Raw genomic sequence first — 21,233 nt, 5'->3', positions numbered from 1 at the left:
GGGAATCTGTGCTGAACGAGATCGAACAAACGGCAAACCGCCTCCTCGCTGAAGCGGTGCAGCGCCGCGCCTCGGATCTCCACCTCGTTCCGCGCCGCCGTGATGCCGCCGTTCGTCTTCGGCTCGATGGCATGCTTGTCGACGTTGGCGCTCTTCCGAAAGAAACGGCGGAACGCCTCATCGTTCACTTTAAATTTTTAGCCGGCATGGACATCGGGGAACGACGCCGTCCGCAAAGCGGCGCCATGGAAGTAGCGGAGTTTGGGGAAACGGTGTATTTGCGTTTATCGACATTGCCGACGCTCTACGATGAAAGCCTCGTCATTCGACTTCTGCCGCAGCGCCTCTCGCTGCCGCTTCGCGAACTATCCTTATTCTTCCACTCCACCGCACGATTATTTTCCTTCATGCAGCATCCGCAAGGACTCGTGCTGTTGACCGGTCCGACGGGGTCAGGAAAAACGACGACCCTGTACACCCTTCTTGATCTTTGTCAAGCGGAAAGGCAGCGCAATATCATCACGCTTGAAGATCCAATCGAAAAACAGAACGAACGACTGTTGCAAGTGCAAATCAATGAAAAAGCAGGCATCACGTACGCAGCTGGGTTAAAAGCGGCGCTGCGTCATGACCCGGATGTGTTGATGGTCGGCGAGATCCGCGATCATGACACGGCGGCCATTGCCATCCGTTCAGCATTGAGCGGCCATTTGGTCGTATCGACGATGCACGCCGCCGATGCAGTCGGCGCCGTCTACCGGCTGCATGAATTCGGCATTCCGCTCGGCGATTTGGCTGAGACGCTGCTTGCCGTCTCTGCCCAGCGGCTTGTCGAGCTTTGCTGCCCGTTGTGCGGCGACGATTGCCATCCATCGTGCGGCCGTCTTGGGCGCCGCCGGCGCACGGCTGTTTATGAGTTGCTTTGCGGTTCAGCCCTGGAGGACGTGATTCATTTTCTCTCCAATGGGAGAGGGAAGCCCAAGCGCTCTTATATGACGCTCGCTCGCTTGATCCGCAAGGGGATTGCGCTCGGCTACCTGCCCGTCCGCATGCTTGAGCTCGTCGGAGGGGAAGAAAGATGAAGCGCAAAATGTGGCCGCTTGTTGAACAGGCGTTGTTTTTCACCCGGCTCGGCCGGCTGCTCGAACGCGGTTACCCCCTTGGGCAAGCGCTTGAGTTTTTGGCCATCCAAGCTCCAACACACCGGCGGCTGGAAATAGAGCGCTGCCTGCAGCAGCTGCGCGCCGGGCTGCCGCTGTTTGCGGCTGTCGAAGCGCTGTCGGTCGACCGCATGGCGGTGAACCTTCTCTTTTTTGCCGAACGGCATGGCGACTTGCCGCGCGGCATGGCAGAGACAGGGGAAACGCTGGCGCAAAAAGCGCGCTTCCACGAGCAACTTCGCCGCTTCAGCCGCTATCCGATGTTCCTTCTTTCTTTGCTCATCATCATGCTCGTCTTGATGGAATGGTGGCTGCTGCCGCAGTTTGAACGGGCGGCGGCGGCGTTTTCTCCACAACGCGGGCACACCGCTTGGCTGCTTGCGGTGGTCGCCCATGCCCCTATGGCGATGGCGGCCATCGCCGTCTTGGCGGTGTTCTCCGGGCTGTTTTACACCGCTTGTTTCCGCCGCTGGCCGGTCTCCCGAAAACTTCAATTCGCTTTGCGAATTCCAGGGCTTGCTTCTTTTCTGAGACTGTTTGTCACCTGCCTGACCGCCCGCCAGCTCGGGCGCCTGCTGCAGGCCGGATTGTCGGTTTATGATGCGCTCGGCGTGTTCAGCGAGCCGTCGTCCTGGCCGTTTTTGCAAATGGAAGGCCGGCGCCTTCGCGACGGGTTGATGAAAGGGATGACGCTTGACGGATTAATCGGCGCCGCCCGCTATTACGAACAAGAGCTGGCGCTTGTCATCCGCCACGGCCAGTCGAACGGCGAACTTGGCAAAGAACTTGAACATTACAGCGAGTTTTTGCTGCAGGTGATGGAACAACGAATCGAGTCGGTCTTAAAATGCATGCAGCCGCTTTTATTGGCAGTCGTTGGCTCGTTTGTCGTCGGGATGTATTTGGCGATTTTGCTGCCGATGTTTTCGATGTTGAATGAAATGTAGCAAGGATGGGACGGCTCTGTAGGAACAAGATGCTTAATCTTGATGGGTTGGCTCCTTGGAAGAGGGGCGCGCCCCTCCTCCCAAGGCCCAATCAATGAACAGATTCGATGGTAAAGGAACCGATCGAACTAAACCGATCATTCGCTAAGCGCTCTTTCTGAAATTTCGTATGCGAGGAGGAGTGACAATGAATCAAAAGGGATTCACATTGATCGAAATGTTGATCGTGATGATGGTGATTTCTGTTCTGTTGCTGATTGCCATTCCGAATATAACAAAGCACAACAGCATGATCAATTCGAAAGGATGCGAGGCGTTTTTGAACACCGTGCAAGCGCAGGTGAAAGCGTATGAGATGGAGCATAACAAAATTCCGACGGTGCAGGAATTGCTCGCTGGCCGCTATATCAAGTCGGACAAATGTCCGAACGGTCATGCGATCCAAATCAGCACGAACGGCGATGTGAGTGAAAGTGGCTCGTAACGGCGGGTTTACGCTGCTTGAGATGCTGATCGTTTTCTCGGTGGTGCTCGTGCTTGCCGGGCTGGCTGTTCCGACGCTTGGCGGCGCTGTGCGCCATCAAGAGGAGATGTATATGCTGGCTGTGCTGCGCGCGGATTTGTATGGCGCGCAGCAGCATGCCATCGCCCGGCGGGTGAATGTAGCGGTTTTTTTTACCGACGGTGGCGCTGGGTACAAGGCGATTGATGCAGCGAGCGGCCGGCAGGTTGTCGCTCGTTCGCTCCCTTCTCCGTGGCGGTTTCGGCTCGGCACGCTGCGCAATCCGCTCATCTTTACCGACAACGGCAACATTGAACGGGCTGGAACCATTTGGATAGGGGGTGGCCCAATGACGTATAAAGTCACCTTTTTGCTGGGGAAAGGGCGATTTTATGTGCAAAAAATGTAGCGGCGGATTTTTGCTTGTTGAAGCGTTGTTCGCTTTGGCGCTGCTATGGACGACAGCGGCCGTTCTTCTCCCGCTGTTGACGCAAATGGCGCAAGAGCGCAACAGCCTCATTCTCGAGGAGAAAGCGCGCCGGCTGTTGGCCATCGCGCTGTATGAGGAGCCGCTTGTCGGAGAAACCACCATTGCCGACGGGCGCACGGTATTTCGGCTGCAAGCGAGCGATGAAGGGGGGCGAATGTGGAAAGTATGCGTGCGTTGGAACGATTACGCCGGCCGCGAGATGGAGCGGTGCGGGTATGGCAAGCGGTAGCGGCAAAAGAAAACGGGTTTACGATGATCGAAGCACTGTTGGCGCTGGCGGCTGCGATGGCGGTGGCGGCGGCCGTTCCGGCGCTGTTGTCCGTCCGCTTGCTGGCTCCGGAGCCGACGGACGCGTTTTCCCGATTGGAATGGCGGCTGTTTGTGCAACAGCTGCAAATCGAGCTGAATGAAACGAAGCAATGGTCGACTGGCGGCCGTGTCCTCTATTTGCAAAAATGGAGCGGTGAGACGGTCAGTTTTTCTGTTGTTGCGTCAAGAGCCGAACTGATCCGCCAGGTGGACGGCGCTGGCAATGAAACGGCGCTCCGTCATGTGCGCACTGTTTCGTACCGCGCCGGCGCACGCGGGATATTTTTGCAAGTGACGGCTGATGACGGCACCGTTTGCGAGGCGTTTGTGGCACGGGCGTTTTAGCGGGCGGCTTGTACGGTGAGACCCCCTTGACCGCCGCTTCCCCCTTTTAGACTGGAAAAACGAGGGGAAGGGGAAATGGGTCGACAAGATGGCGTCATGTTTCCGATTGTGGCTGTTGTTTCTTTGTTGCTTGTCTTTTCTGTCATGCATGTCTTGCTCCTCTATGAAGCGGAACGACAGGCGGCTTATGCGGCCCGGCAGGCAGCCGAGGCGGACGAGCTTGTGCAGATGGCCGTGTTTGACGTAAAAGAACGCATCGCATCAGCAGATCCGTCGACCGCGGGAGAGGCTGGGGAATGGACCTATCCGCGCGGAATGGCCGCCTACCGGTGGGTGCGGGAAGATGCAGCGCACGTTCGGGTTTCTTTGTCCATCCGTTCGGCCTCTGGGCTGAGGCGCGCTGTCATGTTTACTGTCACGCTTCCGGCGCTTCATATTGTCGAATGGAGCGAGCAAAACGGTTAAAAGAGGAAAGAAGCGGAAAAACTAAAAGAAAAAAGGGGGGATTTGATGGCGGTCAATGATTATGTCAAGTTTGTCACCCAACAATTTGTCGCCTACATGGACTTGCCGAAAGAGGAGCGGAGGCAGCGGCGTCAGGTGCGGAAACAAGAGCAGCTTCCGCTTTCATACCGATTGTTTGGCATGGTGCCGCTTTCGCTTCGCTTGCTGTTTCGGCGCCGCCCGTAGCAGCCGCCCGCTGGCCTAGGCCGGCGGGCGGTTTTCGTGTGCGCCCGGCATGGGTGCAGTCTATAGGGTGAAAGTCCCGAACTGCGAAGGCAGAAGTAGCAGTTAGCTTAACGCAAGGGTGTCTGCGGCGACGCAGAATCTGAAGGAAGCGGGCGGCAAACTTCCGGTCTGAGGAACACGAACTTCATAGGAGGCTGGGTATCATTGGGTGAGTTTGCACGACAAAACGAAGCCCTTTCTGCCGAAGGTGATACCGAGTAAATGAAGCAGATGGATGGAAGGAAAGACTGCACTCTTACCCGGGGAGGTCTGTCCGGGAAGCCAAGTGCGCTTGGCAACCGTTGGAGCGATCCAACGCTGAACGGACAGAAGTCAGCAGAGGTCATAGTACCCGTCTAGCTTAGATAGAAGGGGAAGGACCGAACCATGAAGGAGAACGGCCACTAGGCGTTCATCTTCTTTGATGAAGCAGATAACCCGAAAGGGCCTGCTTGAGGGGGGAAATGGTGAAGTCCATGGGGAACCTCAAGAGGGTGGAGAAGAAGATGGCACAAATAGAACGGACCGTTCACGTAGAGAGGAAGAATCGGAATGTGGATGAAACAGGTAATGTCACGGGAGAATCTCCTGCGAGCACTCAAACAAGTGGAAAAGAATAAAGGGTCCCATGGAACCGATGGAATGTCCGTCAAAGACCTGCGAAGACACCTCGTGGAACATTGGGACGCGATACGGCACGCTTTAGAAGAAGGGACCTACGAACCTTGCCCGGTCCGACGGGTCGAAATCCCGAAACCGAACGGAGGAGTCAGGTTACTAGGAATCCCGACCGTGACAGACCGGTTCATCCAACAGGCCATCGCCCAAGTGCTCACGCCGATCTTTGACCCATCCTTTTCGGAACACAGCTACGGGTTTCGTCCCGGTCGAAGAGGACACGACGCGGTGAAAAAGGCGAAGCAGTATATTCAGGAAGGATATACATGGGTGGTAGATATCGACTTGGAAAAGTTCTTTGATCGAGTCAACCATGACAAACTGATGGGGATATTAGCGAAACGAATTCCAGACAAAATCCTCCTAAAGTTGATACGGAAGTATCTACAGGCAGGGGTCATGATCAACGGGGTGGTCATGGAAACACAAGAGGGGACTCCACAAGGAGGGCCGCTCAGTCCACTCCTGTCCAACATTCTCCTGGATGAGCTGGACAAAGAATTGGAAAAACGAGGGCACAAGTTTGTACGGTATGCGGATGACTGCAATATCTACGTAAGGACGAAGAAGGCCGGGGAACGGGTGATGAAATCGATCACGGCATTCATCGAAAAGAAACTCCGGCTGAAAGTCAACGAAACCAAATCGGCAGTGGATCGTCCGTGGAGGAGAAAATTCCTCGGTTTTAGCTTCACCCCAAGTAAGGAGCCAAAAATCCGAATTGCAAAGGAAAGCATTCGGCGCATGAAGCAAAGGATACGCACCATGACGAGCCGATCGAAACCGATTCCCATGCCCGAACGAATCGAACAGCTCAATCAATACATTCTGGGATGGTGTGGATACTTTTCGCTAGCAGAGACCCCAAGTGTGTTCAAAGAACTAGATGGATGGATTCGACGAAGGCTGCGCATGTGCCAATGGAAAGAGTGGAAACTTCCGAGAACCAGAGTCCGAAAACTGCAAAGTTTAGGAGTGCCCAAGCAGAAAGCATATGAATGGGGAAACACTCGGAAGAAATATTGGAGAGTGGCCGCCAGTCCCATCCTGCATAAAGCCCTTGGCAACTCCTATTGGGAGAGCCAAGGGCTGAAGAGTCTTTATCAACGATATGAATCTCTGCGTCAGACTTAATGGAACCGCCGTATACCGAACGGTACGTACGGTGGTGTGAGAGGACGAGGGTTAGTCACCCTCTCCTACTCGATGCCGACGGAAGGGGGTTCGTCGGTTTGAGCGTTCCGAGCCGGATGGACCCATCTCGGAGTTGATTCACGATGAGCGGGGCAGCAAATAAAACAGTCCGCCGTTGATGACGGAAACGGTGATGCGCGGCTTGTACTGCTTTTCCAACGCTTCCTTCTCAATATAATAGCACTCCGGCTTTTCTTCGCAGTCTTTGTAAAATTCATCAAGCAACGCCAAATCGTCGGCCCAGCGTCGGCGCGCCTCATCCGCCCACGCATGGTCGTCGGCGGCGATGCGGCTGCGTATGTATTGCTCGAGACGGCCGATGCCGCTTCTCGGCTTAATGAGCGGGGAGATGGTGAAACAGTAATCAGGGATTTTCGGCGTCAGCCGTCGCTCGCGCATCCGCTCATGAAACGACTCGACGATCGTTCCGCTAATGAGATGAAGGCCAAGGGAGACGATTTCATCTTTTTTTCGGTCGCATTCGTACGAAATCGTGACGTTCATGCCGAGCCATGGATGGAGGGCGGCGTTGCCGTCCAAAGGCGCGCTTGGCTCCTCATACAGGCGGATGAAGCTGCCGCGTTTTTGCGCTGAGCGGAACAACTGGTGCAGCCGGGGAGCGCCGAAATGGAGGCGCTCGCCTTTGAGTTTGTCCGTCCGCTCGCTCGCGCGGGTGATGAGCGTCAGTCGCATCGGCTGCGGGACGCCGCCTGTCCGTTCAATATAATGCCAGTAAAACGGCCGATTCATCAGCTCTTTGTCCATTTCTGCCGTCAGTTGCACGGTAAGGTAGTCGTCGTTCGCCTCAACAAACGTGCAGCCGTTAGCGGCAAAATAGCGTTCGACAAAGCGGCGGATTTCATGTTGCTGCATGCCGCTCTCCTCCTTCCTTTCCGAGCTGCTCCGCCAGCTCGATCATCGCGACGATGTTTTCCATTTTGATTTTCATCTCCCCTTCGCTCCGTGAATGAACGAAGGCGTCTTCGAAGTAGCGCTCCAGGTTGGCGAGGTTCATTTTCGCCAAAATGTCGTCCAGCTCGCCGACGACTCGTTCGAACAGGCGGATTTTTTCGTACAGAAGCGTTAAAATATGTTCTTCGACCGTCTGTTTGACAGCGAAGTTATAAATGTAGACGTCATCCGTCTGCCCGAGCCGGTGGACGCGGCCGATTCGCTGCTCAAGGCGCATCGGGTTCCACGGCAAGTCGTAGTTGATGACATAGCGGCAAAACTGCAAGTTGATGCCCTCGCCGCCCGCCTCGGTGGCGATGAACACTTGGGCGTGGTGTTTAAACAGTTCCTGCATCCAGTCTTTTTTGCCGCGCCGGAAGCCGCCGCGAAACGGAACGGACGAAATGCCGTGCTGCTTTAAAAACCATTGCAAGTACAGCTGCGTCGCTCGATATTCGGTGAAAATAATCACTTTGTCATTGATCGAGCGGATGAGCTCGAGCGCTTTTTCAGCCTTTGAATTCGTCTTGACGGCGTTGATTTTTTCCAATACGCGTTCAAGCGGCTCTGGAACCGCTCCACCGCATTTATCGATCATGTTTTTGATCGTGAGAAACAGCGCCTCGCGGCTGCTGCACGCCTCGCGAAGAAGCGTGATGAGCGAAAACGAGCCGGCGAACGATTCGCGGCGGAGCGCCTTGACCGCTTCATACAGTTCCCGTTCCTCATTCGTAAACTCGATCAGCACCGGTTCAACGTGGCGCTTCGCCCATTCGATCGGCGTATCGGCGCGGCGGTTGCGGATCATCACTTTGTTGACGAGCGCTTTTAAATGGTCGTTCGTCTGTACGGCCCGCGTTTTTCCATACGTTTTGGCAAACTGTTCCGAGCTGCCTAAATGACCGGGTTTCAACAGCGAGACGAGGTTGAAAATTTCTTCGATCCGGTTTTGGATCGGCGTCGCTGTCAGGAGCAAACAAAACTTCTTTTTTAAATTTTGCACAAACTCGTAGTTTTTCGTTTTGTTATTTTTCAGTTTGTGCGCCTCGTCGATGATGATCATGTCGTACGACTGCCCGTAGATGATGTCACGGTGCGGCGGTTTTTTCGCCGTGTCGATCGAGGAAACGACGATATCGCACTGCTCCCAGACGTAGCTCTTTTTCTGCTGGACGGCCGGGATGAAAAATTTTTCGTTCAACTCTCTCACCCATTGCGAAACAAGGGAGGCGGGAACGAGAATCAGCGCTTTTTTCACAAGGCCGCGAATCATATATTCTTTTAAGACGAGCCCGGCCTCGATCGTTTTTCCAAGCCCGACTTCATCCGCCAAAATGGCTTTGCCGTTCATCTCCTCGACGACGCGGCGCGCCACTTCAAGCTGGTGCGGAAGGATCGTCAAGTGGGGCAGGTGTTTGGGCGCCTGCAAGCCATGAAATTCTGGGACGCTTAAATGATGGGCGGCCTCAAGCGCCAGTTCGTACATTTCCCAGCTCGCCCACGGACCGTCTTTTTCGACGCGTGCCAAAAATTCCTCCTTCCATGTTTCATCCATTTCAAGGTCAATGTTCATGGCGATCCCCTTCCCTTGTTGCGAATGTTTATATAGATTGCATGTGGTATGTTGGGTAAAACAAGAACATTATTATGACTAATTGCCATGAAAGTTCGATTATTTCCTATTGCCCTTTGACTGTGATTGATGGTAGTATAAATTTAGAACATTCTCATGACTCGTTGATCAGGGTGTTTGTTAGTATGCCCGATATGGAAACAATTTATTGATGGGCGGATGACGGCAAGGGGAGAGACTACGGAATGTAGCGCCGAAGGAGCAAGCGGAAACGCGAATCTCTCAGGCAAAAAGACTCTTGCTTGACGCAGCTCTGGAGAGCGCCTGCGTTCACGCAGGCCACCCAAGAGGAAACCGATCGGCCCCATGGACCGCGAACGGACGCGCCAAACGGGCCGGCGGGAAACTTTCAGGTGCCAGGACAGAGCCCCCTTACTTGTTGATAGGGGGAAGTCTGTCCTTTTTTGTGTGACGTGGATCAAAGGAGGGAATCAGATGCTAAAGCGCACGCCCCTATTCTCGGTGTACGCCCGTTACGGCGCCAAAACGATTGAATTTGGCGGCTGGGAAATGCCGGTGCAGTTTTCCAGCATAAAGGAAGAACATGAGGCTGTAAGAACGCGCGCCGGGCTGTTTGACGTCTCCCATATGGGGGAAATTGTCGTCCGCGGCCGTGGGAGCCTCGCGTTTTTGCAAAAGCTCATGACCAATGACGTCGCCAAACTGCGGCCCGGCCGGGCGCAATATACGCTCATGTGCTATGAGGACGGCGGCACAGTCGATGATTTGCTCATCTATCAAAAAGGAGAGAATGACTACTTGCTGGTCGTCAACGCGGCGAATACGGAAAAAGACTTCGCTTGGCTAAGCGGGCATGTTGAGGGCGACGTCGAGCTTCAAGATGTATCGTCCGAAACGGCTCAGCTTGCCTTGCAAGGGCCGGCAGCGGAGCGCGTCTTGCAGCGATTGACGGATTTTGATTTGGCGGCGCTGCGCCCGTTTTCATTCGCTGACGGCGTCGAAGTCTCGGGCGTGAAGGCGCTCGTTTCGCGCACCGGCTATACGGGGGAAGACGGGTTTGAGCTATATTGTAAAGCGGAAGACGCCGCCGCGCTATGGGAGGCGATCCTAGCGGCCGGAGCTCGTGACGGCGTTCTCCCATGCGGACTGGGGGCGCGCGATACGCTCCGCTTTGAAGCATGCCTGCCGCTTTACGGTCAAGAGCTGTCCGACTCGATTTCACCAGTTGAAGCCGGGCTTGGTTTTGCCGTCAAAACGGAAAAAGAGCCGCCGTTTATCGGCCAAGCTGTATTGAAACGGCAAAAAGAGGAAGGGCCGCCGCGCCGGCTCGTCGGCATTGAAATGATCGACAGAGGCATTCCGCGCCACGGATACCTTGTATTTGCCGACGGCGAAGAGGTCGGGTTCGTCACGACCGGCACGCAGTCGCCGACGCTGAAGAAAAACATCGGCTTGGCCTTGGTGAAAGCGGATGTGGCTGCCATCGGCCGGGAGGTGGAGGTGGACATCCGCGGCAAGCGGCTGAAAGCGAACATCGTGCCGATTCCGTTTTACAGGCGGGCCAAGTGACGATTCCAAAGCGACAAGGAAAGGGGAAAAACGCAGTGCTCCATCGTTATTTGCCGATGACGGAAGAAGACAAACAGGAGATGCTGAAGACGATCGGCGTTGCCTCGATTGACGACTTGTTTGCCGATATTCCAGAACAAGTCCGCTTCCGCGGCGAGCTGAAGGTGAAACCGGCCAAATCCGAGCCGGAGCTGTGGAAAGAGCTTGCGGCCTTAGCGGAAAAAAACGCCAGCGTAAAACAATACGTTTCCTTTTTAGGAGCCGGGGTGTACGACCATTATATTCCGGCTGTCGTCGACCATGTCCTGTCGCGCTCTGAATTTTATACGGCCTATACGCCGTATCAACCGGAAATTTCCCAAGGCGAGCTGCAGGCGATTTTTGAGTTTCAAACGATGGTGTGCGAGTTGACCGGCATGGATGTCGCCAACTCGTCGATGTACGACGGCGGCACGGCGCTTGCCGAAGCGGTGCTTCTTAGCGCCGCGCATACGAAGCGGAAGAAAGTGCTCATCTCGACCGCCGTTCATCCGCAATATCGGGAAGTCGTGCGCACGTACGCCAAAGGACAGAAGCTCGAAGTGAAAGAAATTCCGTATGACGGCGGCATCACCGATCTTAAGGCGCTTGAAGCGGAAATGGGGGATGATGTGGCGTGCGTTGTCGTCCAATACCCGAACTTTTTTGGTCAAATCGAGCCGCTGAAAGCGATCGCGCCGCTTGCGCATGAAAAGAAAAGTTTGTTTGTCGTCGCCAGCAACCCATTGGCGCTTGGTGTGTTGACTCCACCCGGAGCGTTTGGCGCCGACATTGTGGTCGGCGACATGCAGCCATTTGGCATCCCGACGCAATTTGGCGGCCCGCATTGCGGCTATTTCGCTGTCAAAGCGCCGCTCATGCGCAAAATTCCAGGCCGTCTTGTCGGGCAGACGACCGATGAGGACGGGCGCCGCGGGTTTGTCTTGACGCTTCAAGCGCGCGAACAGCACATCCGCCGCGATAAGGCGACATCCAACATTTGCTCCAATCAAGCGTTAAACGCCTTGGCCGCTTCCGTTGCGCTGTCGGCGCTTGGCAAGCGGGGCGTGAAAGAAATGGCGGCGATGAATATGCAAAAAGCGCATTATGCGAAGGTGGAACTTGAAAAGCGCGGACTGTCGTCGCCGTTTGCCGGTCCGTTTTTCAACGAGTTTGTCATCCGGCTTGGACGGCCGGTTTCTGATGTGAACGATCGCCTGCTCGAAAAAGGAATCATCGGCGGCTATGACCTTGGGGCTGACTATCCGGAGCTTGCCGGTCATATGCTTGTTGCTGTCACCGAACTGCGGACAAAAGAAGAAATCGATCGGTTTGTCAATGAATTGGGGGATGGCCATGCGTAACGATCAACCGCTCATTTTCGAACGAAGCAAGCCGGGGCGCATCGCCTACAGCCTGCCAGCGCTTGACGTGCCGGCTGTCGATGTCAGCGAGCTCGTGCCGGCCGATTATCTTCGCACTGAAGAGCCGGAGCTCCCGGAAGTGTCGGAGCTTGACTTAATGCGTCATTATACGGCGCTCTCGAAACGAAACCACGGCGTCGATTCCGGGTTTTACCCGCTCGGGTCGTGCACGATGAAATACAATCCGAAAATCAATGAAAACGTCGCCCGCCTCGCCGGGTTTGCTCACATTCATCCGCTTCAGCCAGAGAAAACGGTGCAAGGGGCGCTTGAGTTGATGTACGACTTGCAAGAGCATTTAAAAGAAATCACAGGCATGGATGCGGTCACCTTGCAACCGGCGGCCGGCGCCCACGGCGAATGGACCGGGCTGATGATGATCCGTGCTTACCATGAAGCAAACGGCGACTTCAACCGGACGAAAGTGATCGTCCCGGATTCAGCGCACGGCACGAACCCGGCGTCGGCAACGGTCGCGGGTTTTGAGACGGTGACGGTCAAATCGACCGCCGATGGACTTGTCGATTTAGAGGACTTAAAGCGCGTCGTCGGTCCGGATACAGCGGCGCTTATGCTCACGAATCCGAACACACTCGGGCTGTTTGAAGAGCATATTGTCGAAATGGCCGAAATCGTCCACAAAGCCGGCGGCAAGCTGTATTATGACGGCGCGAATTTAAACGCGATTCTTGGCAAGGCGCGCCCGGGGGACATGGGCTTTGACGTTGTTCATTTGAACTTGCATAAAACGTTCACCGGCCCGCATGGCGGCGGAGGCCCAGGCTCGGGCCCGGTCGGGGTGAAAGCCGACCTCGTTCCGTTTTTGCCGAAGCCGGTCATCGAAAAAGGGGAAAACGGTTATTACCTTGATGATGACCGTCCGCAATCGATCGGCCGCGTCAAGCCGTTTTACGGCAATTTCGGCATCAATGTTCGGGCGTACACGTACATCCGCTCGATGGGGCCGGACGGCTTAAAAGCGGTGAGCGAATATGCGGTGTTAAACGCCAACTATATGATGCGTCGGCTTGCTGAGTATTACGATTTGCCGTATGACCGCCATTGCAAGCACGAGTTCGTTCTCTCTGGCCGCCGGCAAAAGAAACTCGGTGTCAGAACGCTCGACATCGCCAAGCGACTGCTTGATTTCGGGTTTCATCCGCCGACGATTTACTTCCCGCTCATCGTTGAAGAATGCATGATGATCGAGCCGACGGAGACGGAGTCGAAAGAGACGCTCGACGCGTTTATTGACGCCATGATCCAAATCGCCAAAGAGGCGGAGGAAAATCCGGAAATCGTTCAAGAAGCGCCGCATACGACCGTTGTGAAGCGACTTGATGAAACGACCGCGGCGCGCAAGCCGATTTTGCGCTATCAAAAACCAAAACATAGCGACAACTGATGTTTGAGCATTGATGAGCGCTCGCTCCCTAACGGAGCGGGCCGTTTCTTTGTACGACGGATGAGTCATTGACAGAAATGTTGAATTAGTTTATTATATAAACTAAGATCAAGAAAGAAAAAGCATGTGTCCATATGGAGAAGTTAGCCTTAACAGTCGGTGCACGGGCGCCCGACGGCTTGGGCGAAAAAGCTGATGGTCAAGAGTCGAACACGGCAGGAATCGACGGATGCAGCAACCGCCATAATAGCGAGGCGCCCCTGCCCTTTCGCAAGACACATTCGATCAATCAAATGAAAAGGATGACAGAGACGTGCGGACAGGAAACATTTCTCTTGTAAAAAAAATGAATAAACAGCTCGTCTTAAAATTGATTCGCGACCAGCATCCGATTTCGCGCGCCGATATCGCCAAGACAACCGGATTGAACAAGGCCACTGTCTCCGCGCTTGTTGACGAACTGATCGCCGAGCATTTCGTCCATGAAAGCGGAATCGGCGAGTCAACCGGCGGGCGCCGGCCGCTCATGCTTCGCTTCAACGCCGACGCCGGCTCGCTTATCGGCGTTGAGCTGGGGGTGAACTATTTGTATGCCGTGTTGACCAATTTAAACGCGGACATTCTTTGGGAGCAACGGCGTTCGTTCCGCCCGTCTGAAGGGCAGGAGGCGATCATCGGCGAAATGATGGAGCTCATCGAGGCGGCCATCCGCCGGGCGCCGGCGACGCCGTACGGCGTGATGGGAATCGGCATCGGCGTGCCGGGCGTCGTCCATACCGAAAGCGGGACCGTTGTGTTTGCTCCGAACTTGCGCTGGGACGATGTCGCCTTGGCGGCTGTTTTGCGGCAACGGTGGCCTGAGCGTCCTGTCATTGTCGAGAATGAGGCGAAACTGGCGGCGCTTGGAGAAAAGTGGTTCGGCGCCGGCAACGAGTTCGCCCACTTTGTTTACATCAGCGCCGGAATCGGCATTGGCGCCGGCGTCGTTCTTCACCATCAGCTCTATCGGGGTGTCAGCGGCCTAGCTGGTGAAATCGGCCATCATACGATCGATGTCAACGGCATTCGCTGCAGCTGCGGCAACATCGGCTGCTGGGAAATGTATGCGTCGGAAAAATACATTGAACGCCGTTTGGCTGAAGAAGGGCGTTCCGAATGGCTCGATGAACGCTTTTCCATCGCTGCGATGGCGTTGGCAGCAGAAAGCGATGAACAGCTGGCGCGCATTTTGGAGGAAACAGGGCGCTATCTCGGCGTTGGATTGTTGCAGGTGATTTATGCGTACAATCCAGAAGCGGTCATCATCGGCGGCCCGCTTGCCCAAGCGGGCGAGTATGTGATCGGTCCGGCGCGCCAAGAAGTGAGAAAGCGAATTCTCGTCAAAAAAGAAAGCGAGCCGTCCATCATCTCCTCCAAGCTGAAAGAGAAAAGCTGCGCCATCGGCGCGGCTGCTTCGGTGCTTGAGGCGGTCGTCCTGCCGCCGGAATTTGCGGCGGTCTAGCGCATGCGAAAAGAGGCGCCTGCCTGTTTCGGCAGAGCGCCTTTTTGGTTAACGGGCTACGCTTTTTTCTTCACTTTCCCGGTCCATGTTTTAAATCCGCCTTTTAAATGGTACAAGTCGCGGTATCCTTTTCGGTAGAGCATTTGCGCGGCCCGCCCGCTGCGCAGTCCGTTTTGGCAGTACAAATAGATCGGCTGGTCTTTGCGCAATTCTTTCATGCGCACGCGAAGCTGCGTGAGCGGGATGTTGCGCGCCCCTAAAATATGTCCAGCCGCAAACTCATCCGGTTCGCGGACATCAATCAATTGCGCTTTCCGGTAGCCGGCGCGGAATTCTTCTTCCGTCAACGATTTGACAATTCGTCTTTGCCAAATGTATGTGATCACCGAATAAATGATGATCGCGCCGAGAATAATGAGCAATGCTTCCACCCCATCATGCCTCCCTTCGCTTCGTCTGCTATTTCCTATTATATAAAGTCGCCGCCGGGAAGCAAAGAGATTTTCGCCATGCCATTTTTCTTTCCTTCACCGGCGTTGTTTGCTAAACTAATAAAGGCGGCCAAAAGCGTCCCGCCCCTTGGCGGTGGTCGACAAGCCGCCGCAGCGTTTAGAGTATGGAACAATAGAGAAGGTGGAACGATGGCAAAAGAAGTATGGCGCTTTATCGATTCCGGCTATTGCCCGCCGGCGTTCAATATGGCGCTCGATGAGGCGCTTCTCGATTGGCACAGCGAAGGCAAAATTCCGCCGACGATCCGCTTTTATGGCTGGAATCCGCCGACGTTGTCGATTGGTTATTTTCAAAAAGTGGAGAAAGAAATTGATTTAGAGGCGGTCAAACGGCACGGCCTCGGCTTTGTCCGTCGGCCGACCGGCGGGCGCGGCGTCCTGCACGATAAAGAATTGACATACAGCGTGATCGTCTCCGAGTCGCACCCGGCGATGCCGAAGACGGTGACGGAAGCATACCGCGTCATTTCCCAAGGCATTTTAGAGGGATTTCGTTATCTTGGATTGGATGCGTATTTTGCCGTGCCGAGGACAGAAGAAGAGAAAGCCGATTTGCGCAGCCCGCGTTCGGCTGTTTGTTTTGACGCGCCGTCATGGTACGAACTTGTCGTTGAGGGGCGGAAAATCGCCGGCAGCGCGCAAACGCGGCAAAAAGGCGTCATTTTGCAGCATGGTTCGATTTTGCTCGATTTGGACGAAGACTTGCTGTTCAGCTTGTTTAAATATCCAAACGAGCGGGTGAAAGAGCGTCTGCAGCGCGATTTTAAAAAGAAGGCGGTCGCGATCAATGAGTTGACGAGCCGCACGGTGACGATCGAGGAAGCGAAAGAGGCGTTTTACAAAGGATTTGAAAAAGGATTGAACATCGTATTGGAACCGTACACGCTCACCGCCGAAGAGCGGGCGTACGTCGAAGAGCTGGCGCGGACGAAATACGAAAGCGACGAATGGAACTTCAAGCGCTGAGCAGCGACGCGGTAAATCGTTCGTTTTCCGGCAAAAACAGCGGCACTCCCCCGTTTTTCTCCGCTTTTCGCCGTGTTTTGTTTTTTTTTTTTTTGCTTGACAAAATGAAATCATTTGTTCTCTTTAACAATATATAGTATGATTTTCATAAAAAATCATACTATATATTGTTTTTTTCTGTTTGATATGGTAAGGTAGAGAAGACAGGACAACTTTGCCAAAAACATGAGAGATTATATAAAAGAGGAGAGATAGGAGAATGACGGTGGCGTCATCCGAAAAAATGAAGATCAATATTGACAAGCTGAACGAGGATATCCGCCTATTTCCGCAAGTGCATCCGATTACGCCGGATATGCACATCACCCATAAAGGCGTATCCCGTTTGGTCATGCTTGACCGGTATTCATTCAAAGATACGGAGAAGCTGACGCTCACACCGGGCGACTTCGTCGTGTTGACGATCAAGGAGGATCCGAAATTCCCGGCACGAGGGCTCGGGTTTATCGTCGACATCGATTGGGAGGCGAAAAAGGCGCGCGTGTTGATTGAAGACGAATACCGGCACGTGCTCGAAGGGGAAGAGGCGGAGACCGGCATTGTGGTTCGGTCGCTCGACATTATTGATAAGCCGCTCGAGATTTTCTATGAGCAAATCGCCAAGCGCAATGCGACCGGGCTGGCGGCGGTGGAAAAGACGGAAGAAAAGCGGAAAGAGTGGTTCGAAAAGTTTTATCAAGAGCTCGCAAGCTTGAATTTTGTTCCGGCCGGCCGCGTGTTGTACGGGGCGGGTTCGGGCAAGGAAGTGACGTATTTCAACTGCTATGTGATGCCGTTTGTGAAAGACTCGCGCGAAGGAATTTCCGAACATCGGAAGCAGGTGATGGAAATCATGAGCCGCGGCGGCGGCGTTGGGACGAACGGCTCGACATTGCGGCCGCGCCATACGCTTGCGCGCGGGGTGAACGGCAAATCGTCCGGGTCGGTCTCGTGGCTTGACGATATTGCGAAGCTGACCCACCTTGTCGAGCAAGGTGGCTCCCGCCGCGGCGCCCAAATGATTATGCTTGCCGACTGGCACCCGGACATTATCGAATTCATCGTCTCGAAAATGCAAAACCCGCGCATTTTGCGCTACCTGCTCGAAAATATGGAAGACGAAGGCATCAAAAAAGCAGCGCGCGACAAACTGAAATTTACGCCGCTCACCGAGCGGGAGCGGGCGATGTACGAAGCGATCGTCCGATACAAGAACGCGCCTGACTACGGCGGTTTCACCGAAGACATCATCAAAGACGCCGAAGAAAAACTGCGCACCGGCGGTACATATACGGTGCACAACCCAGACTTTTTGACCGGTGCGAACATTTCCGTCTGCTTGACGAAAGAGTTCATGGAAGCGGTCGAAAAGGACGAAGAATACGCGCTCCGCTTCCCGGACGTGGAAACCTATTCCGAAGAGGAAATGCGCATTTACAACGAAAAATGGCATGAAGTCGGCGATGTACGCGAATGGGAGAAAATGGGCTATCGCGTCCGCGTCTACCGGAAAATCCGTGCCCGCGAACTGTGGAAGCTGATCAACATTTGCGCGACGTATTCGGCCGAGCCGGGCATTTTCTTCATCGACAACGCCAACGAAATGACGAACGCCCGCGCGTACGGGCAAAAAGTCGTTGCGACCAACCCGTGCGGGGAACAACCGTTGGCACCGTATTCGGTGTGCAATCTGGCCGCCATTAACTTGGCGAACATGGTCGACAAAGAACGGAAGGTCGTGGACTACGAAAAACTGAAACGCACGGTCGAAATCGGGGTGCGGATGCAAGACAACGTCATTGACGCCACGCCGTACTTCCTTGAGGAAAACAAAAAACAAGCGCTCGGCGAGCGCCGCATCGGCCTTGGCGTCATGGGGCTTGCAGACTTGCTCATTTACTGCGAAAAAGCGTACGGCTCTGAGGAAGGAAACCAGCTTGTCGATGAGCTGTTCCGCACGATCGCCACGACCGCATACCGGGCATCGATCGAGCTGGCGAAAGAAAAAGGCAGCTTCCCGTTTCTTGTCGGCGAAACGGAGGAAGAGACGCGCAAGCTGCGTGAAGCGTTCATCAACACCGGCTACATGAAACGGATGCCGGAAGATATTCGTCAAGATATTTTGAAATACGGCATCCGCAACTCGCACTTGCTGACGGTGGCGCCGACAGGATCGACGGGAACGATGGTCGGCGTCTCAACCGGGCTTGAGCCGTACTTCTCGTTCTCGTACTACCGGAGCGGGCGCTTGGGCAAATTTATCGAAGTGAAAGCGGACATCGTCCAAGAATATTTGGACAAACACCCGGAAGCCGACCCGAACCACTTGCCGCCTTGGTTTGTGACGGCGATGGACTTGCCGCCGGAAGCGCACGCCGATGTGCAGTGTATCATTCAACGCTGGGTCGACTCGAGCTTGTCGAAAACGGTCAACGCGCCAAAGGGCTACACCGTCGAGCAAGTGCAAAAAGTGTACGAGCGTTTATGGCGTTGCGGTGCGAAAGGCGGAACCGTCTATGTCGACGGCAGCCGCGATGCGCAAGTGTTGACGTTAAAGGCTGAGGAGAATCGGATTGAAGAGCAACTTGAACTGCTTCCAGAGGAGCTCGAGGAAAAAGAGACGAAACGCGCCGTTGTGCTTGTGGATACGATTCAAGATGTGCGCGCCACCGATGTGACGATTGGTTCGGAAGTTGGCAATATTTGTCCGATTTGCCGCGAAGGGACGGTCGAAGAGATCGGCGGCTGCAACACGTGCACCAACTGCGGCGCGCAGCTGAAGTGTGGCCTGTAATGGTGATACGGATGGGTTTGGATGGATGAAACGCTGGTTTCCGTAGAGGAACCGGCGTTTTTTTTACATAAAAGGCAAAAGCCAAAATATAGTGGTAAAAGGAGGGAACGAAAGGGGGAGCGTCATGATTGTTCATGTCGTAAAGCGCGGGGAGACGCTTTGGCAGTTGGCTCAGCGTTACGGCGTTCCACTCGAGCGGATTGTCGCCGCCAATGAACTGAGCGACCCGAACCGGCTAGCCGTTGGCCAAGCGCTCGTCATCCCGGTTCCATATCGTTACCATACGGTCCGCACAGGGGAAACGTTATGGCAAATTGCGCGCCAGTATGGAGTGGCGGTCGAAGCGATTATACAGGCGAACCGGATCACGAATCCGTCGCTCCTTTATCCAGGGACAACGTTGTTCATCCCAGCGCGCATCCATACGGTGCGAAGCGGGGAGACGCTGGCGCAAATCGCTTCGTTCTACGGAGTGACGGTTCAGCAGCTGATCGAAGTAAACGATATTACCGATCCGAACCGGATCGTCCCCGGACAGCGGCTCATCATCCCGCCGGCGAAGCCGCTCATCGAGGTGAACGCATTTACGGTGGACCAAGGGGAGAAAGGAGCGGAGCAAGTGCGCGAAGTCGGCCGCCATTTGACCTATGCCGCGCCATTCGCCTACACGATCCGCGCCGATGGCGGGCTCAATCCGATCAATGATACAGCATTCATTCAGGCGGCTTATGCCGCCCGTGTCGTGCCGATGATGACGATCACGAACTTTACGTACCAAGACCCGGGCTCGAGGCTGGCGCAGACGATTCTGGCCGACGTTGCGCTGCAAACGCGATTGCTTGACAACGTCATTCAAGTGATGCGAGCAAAAGGGTACCGCGCGTTGAATGTCGATTTTGAAAATGTCTATCCGTCCGACCGCAAGCGGTATAACGAGTTTTTGCAGCGGGCGGCCAACCGGCTTCACGCCGAAGGGTATGTTTTATCGACGTCGCTGGCGCCCAAAATAAGCGCTGAACAAAAAGGGCTGCTGTACGAAGCGCACGACTACCCAGCCCACGGACGCATCGCTGATTTTGTTGTCCTTATGACCTATGAGTGGGGCTACCGGTTTGGGCCGCCGCAAGCCATTTCGCCGGTGAATCAAATTCGGCGCGTGCTCGATTATGCGGTGACCGCCATTCCGCGTAGCAAAATCATGATGGGGTTTCAAATTTATGCCCGCGACTGGGTGCTGCCGCACGTGCAAGGGCAAGAGGCGGAAACGTTCAGTCCGAAAGAGGCGCTAGAGCGCGCCATTCGCTACGGGGCGTCCATCCAATACGATGCGGCGGCCGCCTCGCCGTTTTACCGGTACACGGACGAGCAAGGCCGCCAGCACGAAGTATGGTTTGAAGACGCCCGCAGCGCGTTGGCGAAATTTGAATTGGTGAAAGAATACGGATTGCGCGGAATCAGCTACTGGGTGCTCGGGTATCCGTATCCGGAAAACTGGGTGCTGTTAGAAGACAATTTCCGCATTCGCAAGCGGGGATAAGCGGTTCGAGCGTATGCGCCGGTCATCGGGCATGCGCTTTTACTTTGTTTCTTGGAGTTCGAGCCGCTTTTTTAGCTGATAAATTTCCAGATCGTGCTGGCCGATCTTATGGTTTAAATATTCAATCGCAATGTTCGCGTTGCGCCAATCATGTGACAATATCTCGAACATGCGCCGATGGTCGGCCAGCTCGTCCTCGATTTTTTTGAAATGGCTGCGCGTCTCGATAATGAAATGGTCCAACTTTTCCTCGAGGCGTTGTTGCTGTTCTTCGAGGCGTTGTTGCTGTTCTTCGAGGCGCTGTTGTCGTTCTTCGAGGCGTTGTTGTCGTTCTTCGAGGCGTTGTTGTCGTTCTTCGAGGCGTTGCTGTCCGGCTTCTAGGCGGTCGAGGCGTTCATGAATGGGCTGCAACTCCTCTTTCAGCACCGAGCGAAGCAATTCGACAAGCTCGTGAGACATTCTGCATCCCTCCTTTCAGTTTAGTTTTATTGTATCATTGCGTTCATGAGCTGTCATGGCAAATCGCAAAGGTGTGCGAATGTTTTGCAGGGCAATCTGTATGTTGGAAC

The 21,233-nt window shown here is 54.6% G+C and carries 20 protein-coding genes and 1 riboswitch; of the genes, 16 read left to right on the top strand and 4 right to left on the bottom strand.

Annotated features, from left to right (window positions below):
• Positions 1-8: 8 nt before the first annotated feature.
• The 9 genes from comGA (at position 9) to ltrA (ending at position 6,294) form a co-directional block, all read left to right on the top strand.
• Positions 9-1,082, top strand: a complete 1,074-nt coding sequence (gene comGA / locus QWV57_RS12425; RefSeq protein WP_015375397.1) for a competence type IV pilus ATPase ComGA — start codon at positions 9-11, stop codon at positions 1,080-1,082.
• A complete protein-coding gene (comGB, locus tag QWV57_RS12420; protein WP_060787692.1) occupies positions 1,079-2,107 on the top strand; it encodes a competence type IV pilus assembly protein ComGB in 1,029 nt (342 codons plus the stop codon). Before comGA ends, comGB begins: the two co-directional genes overlap by 4 nt.
• A gap of 187 nt (positions 2,108-2,294) precedes the next feature.
• On the top strand, positions 2,295-2,591 hold the full coding sequence (gene comGC / locus QWV57_RS12415) for a competence type IV pilus major pilin ComGC (protein WP_015375395.1): 297 nt from the start codon (positions 2,295-2,297) through the stop codon (positions 2,589-2,591).
• Positions 2,581-3,018, top strand: coding sequence for a competence type IV pilus minor pilin ComGD (comGD, locus tag QWV57_RS12410; protein ID WP_033004731.1), 438 nt, complete (start codon positions 2,581-2,583; stop codon positions 3,016-3,018). Before comGC ends, comGD begins: the two co-directional genes overlap by 11 nt.
• A complete protein-coding gene (locus QWV57_RS12405; RefSeq protein ID WP_042380986.1) occupies positions 3,002-3,328 on the top strand; it encodes a type II secretion system protein in 327 nt (108 codons plus the stop codon). Before comGD ends, QWV57_RS12405 begins: the two co-directional genes overlap by 17 nt.
• On the top strand, positions 3,307-3,753 hold the full coding sequence (gene comGF, locus QWV57_RS12400; RefSeq protein WP_012820554.1) for a competence type IV pilus minor pilin ComGF: 447 nt from the start codon (positions 3,307-3,309) through the stop codon (positions 3,751-3,753). The genes QWV57_RS12405 and comGF overlap by 22 nt, the downstream gene beginning before the upstream one ends.
• Before the next feature lie 75 nt (positions 3,754-3,828).
• Positions 3,829-4,218 carry a competence type IV pilus minor pilin ComGG gene (gene comGG, locus QWV57_RS12395; protein ID WP_012820555.1) on the top strand — a complete coding sequence of 130 codons (390 nt, stop codon included), beginning with the start codon at positions 3,829-3,831 and terminating at the stop codon, positions 4,216-4,218.
• A gap of 45 nt (positions 4,219-4,263) precedes the next feature.
• Positions 4,264-4,443 (top strand): YqzE family protein, encoded by a 180-nt coding sequence (locus QWV57_RS12390; protein WP_011231910.1) that lies wholly within the window; start codon positions 4,264-4,266, stop codon positions 4,441-4,443.
• Between the two features lie 591 nt (positions 4,444-5,034).
• On the top strand, positions 5,035-6,294 hold the full coding sequence (gene ltrA, locus QWV57_RS12385; protein ID WP_011230853.1) for a group II intron reverse transcriptase/maturase: 1,260 nt from the start codon (positions 5,035-5,037) through the stop codon (positions 6,292-6,294).
• 138 nt (positions 6,295-6,432) lie between these two features.
• Here ltrA and QWV57_RS12380 read toward each other — a convergent pair whose 3' ends face one another.
• Both QWV57_RS12380 and QWV57_RS12375 read right to left on the bottom strand, forming a co-directional pair.
• The gene (locus QWV57_RS12380) at positions 6,433-7,227 is read right to left on the bottom strand and encodes a YqhG family protein (RefSeq protein WP_060787691.1); all 795 of its coding nucleotides are present in this window, start codon (positions 7,225-7,227) and stop codon (positions 6,433-6,435) included.
• Positions 7,214-8,878 carry a DEAD/DEAH box helicase gene (locus QWV57_RS12375; protein ID WP_060787690.1) on the bottom strand — a complete coding sequence of 555 codons (1,665 nt, stop codon included), beginning with the start codon at positions 8,876-8,878 and terminating at the stop codon, positions 7,214-7,216. Before QWV57_RS12375 ends, QWV57_RS12380 begins: the two co-directional genes overlap by 14 nt.
• Positions 8,879-9,097: 219 nt before the next feature.
• A riboswitch (glycine riboswitch) is annotated at positions 9,098-9,186 on the top strand.
• A 187-nt stretch (positions 9,187-9,373) separates the two neighbouring features.
• On the opposite strand from QWV57_RS12375, the gene gcvT reads away from it, so the two are divergent.
• From gcvT to QWV57_RS12355, 4 genes are all read left to right on the top strand, one after another.
• On the top strand, positions 9,374-10,468 hold the full coding sequence (gcvT, locus tag QWV57_RS12370; protein WP_013144750.1) for a glycine cleavage system aminomethyltransferase GcvT: 1,095 nt from the start codon (positions 9,374-9,376) through the stop codon (positions 10,466-10,468).
• 35 nt (positions 10,469-10,503) lie between these two features.
• Complete coding sequence (gene gcvPA, locus QWV57_RS12365; RefSeq protein WP_033004728.1) at positions 10,504-11,850, top strand: aminomethyl-transferring glycine dehydrogenase subunit GcvPA; 1,347 nt, start codon at positions 10,504-10,506, stop codon at positions 11,848-11,850.
• On the top strand, positions 11,843-13,315 hold the full coding sequence (gene gcvPB / locus QWV57_RS12360) for an aminomethyl-transferring glycine dehydrogenase subunit GcvPB (RefSeq protein ID WP_012820559.1): 1,473 nt from the start codon (positions 11,843-11,845) through the stop codon (positions 13,313-13,315). Before gcvPA ends, gcvPB begins: the two co-directional genes overlap by 8 nt.
• 313 nt (positions 13,316-13,628) lie before the next feature.
• Complete coding sequence (locus tag QWV57_RS12355; RefSeq protein ID WP_020753853.1) at positions 13,629-14,816, top strand: ROK family transcriptional regulator; 1,188 nt, start codon at positions 13,629-13,631, stop codon at positions 14,814-14,816.
• A gap of 56 nt (positions 14,817-14,872) precedes the next feature.
• Here the strand turns inward: QWV57_RS12355 and QWV57_RS12350 are convergent, their stop codons facing one another.
• Complete coding sequence (locus QWV57_RS12350; RefSeq protein ID WP_012820561.1) at positions 14,873-15,247, bottom strand: rhodanese-like domain-containing protein; 375 nt, start codon at positions 15,245-15,247, stop codon at positions 14,873-14,875.
• A gap of 210 nt (positions 15,248-15,457) precedes the next feature.
• Between QWV57_RS12350 and QWV57_RS12345 the strand changes: the two genes are divergently transcribed.
• The 3 genes from QWV57_RS12345 (at position 15,458) to QWV57_RS12335 (ending at position 20,664) form a co-directional block, all read left to right on the top strand.
• Entirely contained in the window at positions 15,458-16,294 is an 837-nt protein-coding gene (locus QWV57_RS12345; protein WP_012820562.1) for a lipoate--protein ligase family protein, read from the top strand.
• Positions 16,295-16,553: 259 nt separating this feature from the next.
• Complete coding sequence (locus QWV57_RS12340) at positions 16,554-19,127, top strand: vitamin B12-dependent ribonucleotide reductase (protein WP_063193025.1); 2,574 nt, start codon at positions 16,554-16,556, stop codon at positions 19,125-19,127.
• A 124-nt stretch (positions 19,128-19,251) separates the two neighbouring features.
• Positions 19,252-20,664 (top strand): glycoside hydrolase family 18 protein, encoded by a 1,413-nt coding sequence (locus QWV57_RS12335; RefSeq protein WP_015375388.1) that lies wholly within the window; start codon positions 19,252-19,254, stop codon positions 20,662-20,664.
• A gap of 39 nt (positions 20,665-20,703) precedes the next feature.
• Here QWV57_RS12335 and QWV57_RS12330 read toward each other — a convergent pair whose 3' ends face one another.
• Positions 20,704-21,123: a hypothetical protein gene (locus QWV57_RS12330; RefSeq protein WP_020756522.1), complete on the bottom strand. Its 420-nt coding sequence runs from the start codon at positions 21,121-21,123 to the stop codon at positions 20,704-20,706.
• Positions 21,124-21,233 lie beyond the last annotated feature (110 nt).

This window comes from Geobacillus zalihae, assembly GCF_030414215.1.
GTDB lineage: Bacteria > Bacillota > Bacilli > Bacillales > Anoxybacillaceae > Geobacillus > Geobacillus zalihae.
Note: the sequence above shows the minus strand (reverse complement) of the source record. Positions and strands in the feature narration are given on the sequence as shown.

Coding starts and splice junctions, on each gene's coding strand:
- comGC (WP_015375395.1), top strand. CDS start 2,295: ATGAATCAAAAGGGATTCACATTGATCGAAATGTTGATCGTGATGATG.
- QWV57_RS12330 (WP_020756522.1), bottom strand. CDS start 21,123: ATGTCTCACGAGCTTGTCGAATTGCTTCGCTCGGTGCTGAAAGAGGAG.
- comGG (WP_012820555.1), top strand. CDS start 3,829: ATGGGTCGACAAGATGGCGTCATGTTTCCGATTGTGGCTGTTGTTTCT.
- QWV57_RS12405 (WP_042380986.1), top strand. CDS start 3,002: ATGTGCAAAAAATGTAGCGGCGGATTTTTGCTTGTTGAAGCGTTGTTC.
- ltrA (WP_011230853.1), top strand. CDS start 5,035: ATGTGGATGAAACAGGTAATGTCACGGGAGAATCTCCTGCGAGCACTC.
- QWV57_RS12380 (WP_060787691.1), bottom strand. CDS start 7,227: ATGCAGCAACATGAAATCCGCCGCTTTGTCGAACGCTATTTTGCCGCT.
- comGB (WP_060787692.1), top strand. CDS start 1,079: ATGAAGCGCAAAATGTGGCCGCTTGTTGAACAGGCGTTGTTTTTCACC.
- QWV57_RS12335 (WP_015375388.1), top strand. CDS start 19,252: ATGATTGTTCATGTCGTAAAGCGCGGGGAGACGCTTTGGCAGTTGGCT.
- QWV57_RS12345 (WP_012820562.1), top strand. CDS start 15,458: ATGGCAAAAGAAGTATGGCGCTTTATCGATTCCGGCTATTGCCCGCCG.
- gcvPB (WP_012820559.1), top strand. CDS start 11,843: ATGCGTAACGATCAACCGCTCATTTTCGAACGAAGCAAGCCGGGGCGC.
- QWV57_RS12375 (WP_060787690.1), bottom strand. CDS start 8,878: ATGAACATTGACCTTGAAATGGATGAAACATGGAAGGAGGAATTTTTG.
- gcvT (WP_013144750.1), top strand. CDS start 9,374: ATGCTAAAGCGCACGCCCCTATTCTCGGTGTACGCCCGTTACGGCGCC.
- QWV57_RS12390 (WP_011231910.1), top strand. CDS start 4,264: ATGGCGGTCAATGATTATGTCAAGTTTGTCACCCAACAATTTGTCGCC.
- QWV57_RS12340 (WP_063193025.1), top strand. CDS start 16,554: ATGACGGTGGCGTCATCCGAAAAAATGAAGATCAATATTGACAAGCTG.